At 67.0% G+C, this 1,793-nt stretch carries 2 protein-coding genes; one reads left to right on the top strand and one right to left on the bottom strand.

What is annotated here, in order from left to right; genetic code table 11:
* Positions 1-962, top strand: a 962-nt coding sequence (locus HMPREF9440_RS06285) for a hypothetical protein (RefSeq protein ID WP_008542576.1), incomplete at its 5' end; no start/stop codon positions are given.
* A 61-nt stretch (positions 963-1,023) separates the two neighbouring features.
* Here HMPREF9440_RS06285 and HMPREF9440_RS06280 read toward each other — a convergent pair.
* The gene (locus tag HMPREF9440_RS06280) at positions 1,024-1,722 is read right to left on the bottom strand and encodes an alanine racemase (RefSeq protein ID WP_008542574.1); all 699 of its coding nucleotides are present in this window, start codon (positions 1,720-1,722) and stop codon (positions 1,024-1,026) included.
* Positions 1,723-1,793 lie beyond the last annotated feature (71 nt).

Here is a 1,793-nt window from a genome sequence, read left to right as displayed (position 1 = left end):
TGCACCCTAAGGACGTCGACCTCCCGACGGGGGCCATCATGACCGCGGAGGAGCGCGCCGTGATGGCGCGGATCGTCGAGCGCGTGTACAGGAACCCCAAGGTCCTCCACCAAACCTCCATGCGCGACCAGTTCGCGACCGCCGGGTCGGAACTTTGGTCGATGGCGGTGGGGAACGTCCTCCCGCCCGTCTTCATGCTCGACTTCGAGACGATGATCCGCGACCTCGTCCGTTCGGACCTCCAGGATCCGGATTCGTTGGTCTCGAAGGTGCTCCTCACGCCGGAGCTCGCGATCGAAGTCCGCACCGAGTTGGCGGAGACGCGCGGCTGCTGGTTCCTCAACCCCGACGGGTCCCTCAAGCGCGGCGCCCTATTCTTCTGGGCGATCGACGACGAGGCGCGCGCCTGGTCGCTCGACCTCTCTGAGGACGGCCGGTCGCTCTTCCGCACGGAAGGCGCGGGCCCGATCGACGCCGAACCCTGGGTGAGGCTCACGCGCGAAGACCTGACCCGTGCGTTGGACGACGGGCGCCTTCAGCCCGCGCTCTACCTTTTTGTGGTCTCGGTCGCGGTGACGCACGGCCTCAACACCGGCGGGGGCGTCTACCAGATCGAATACGTCCCGGCGATGGCCTGCGGGACGCGCCGGGCGCTTCACGCCGTGGGGGACCATTCGGACCCCTACGCCGAATCGGACTTCACGACCGGGATGCTTCCGATCGGGATACGTGCGCCCTCGACGCAGTCCCTTTTGAAGACCATCCCCGCGGGAGCCTTTGAAGTGATCGCGCGAGGCGGGCTCAAGCCCGAAACCGTGGCGGCGATGCGGGGGACCACCGTCCGCCGGGCCTTCCTTCCCGCTTTGGCCTACCACTACGAGGACCTCGTCCCGGAAGCGGAGCGTACGGACGAATGGCTCGCGAGCCTCGCCGTGCCGGCGCCCATCGTACTGGACGACTGAGGTCGACTGAGGACGACGGAACCTCGACTGCAGCCGCACCTCTTCCGGAAGATCCACGATTTCACAACCGCTCGACCAGCAGCGGATCCCCCATGCGGAGCTCCAACTTCCAGGGTGCCGGCATCGCGAAGCGCTTGGGGTCGTTCTGGAGCCAGTTCCACACGACCGTCCCGCCCATGGAGATGATGGGGGCTTCGCCGGGGGCCACGTCCATGTAGGGGAGCCACTGCGGGAGCTTTTCGAGCACGCGCCCCACGACGTCGTCGTCAGGCGCGAGGCCCGACAAGCACCCGAACGTGAGCCCGACGCCCACGATGCGGATGTTTTGGGCCTTGCGCGCATGCCAGGCACGAAGGAGCGCCTCGGGGTCCTCATCCAACGGAATCCCTTCGCGGCCGTCCCCGGCGTCCACCATCAGGACGACGTCGAAGACGCGGCCCGCCTTCTTGGCGGCGGCTTCAAGGATTTCGAGGTTTTCGACCGAGCTCACGGCGGCGCGGCGGAAGCGCTTCACGGCCTCCGTCGCGAGCCGCGCGGGCGGAATGTTGATGAGGACGTCGTTTTCGGGATCGCGCCCCGCCAGCACGTCCGCGACGCCCACGCCCGAAATGCCCGCCTTCTTCACGATCCGGCGGAAGGCGTCGTCAGAGGCCACCTGCTTCAGGACCGGGAGCCACTCGAACCCGTAGAGCATGGCGAGCTCCTTCATGCGGGCGGCGTTTTGTCGGACGGCTTCGATGTTGACGAGAAGGGCGGGCATGCGTGGTGTCCTTGTGTCGGGTTCTGTCGGGTGGTTGCAGGGGTCGAGCGGTTGTGAAATCGTGGATCTTC

It is taken from the genome of Sutterella parvirubra YIT 11816, assembly GCF_000250875.1.
GTDB lineage: Bacteria > Pseudomonadota > Gammaproteobacteria > Burkholderiales > Burkholderiaceae_F > Sutterella > Sutterella parvirubra.
The sequence above is the reverse complement of the archived record's forward strand: the minus strand, read 5'-3'. Positions and strand labels throughout refer to the sequence as shown.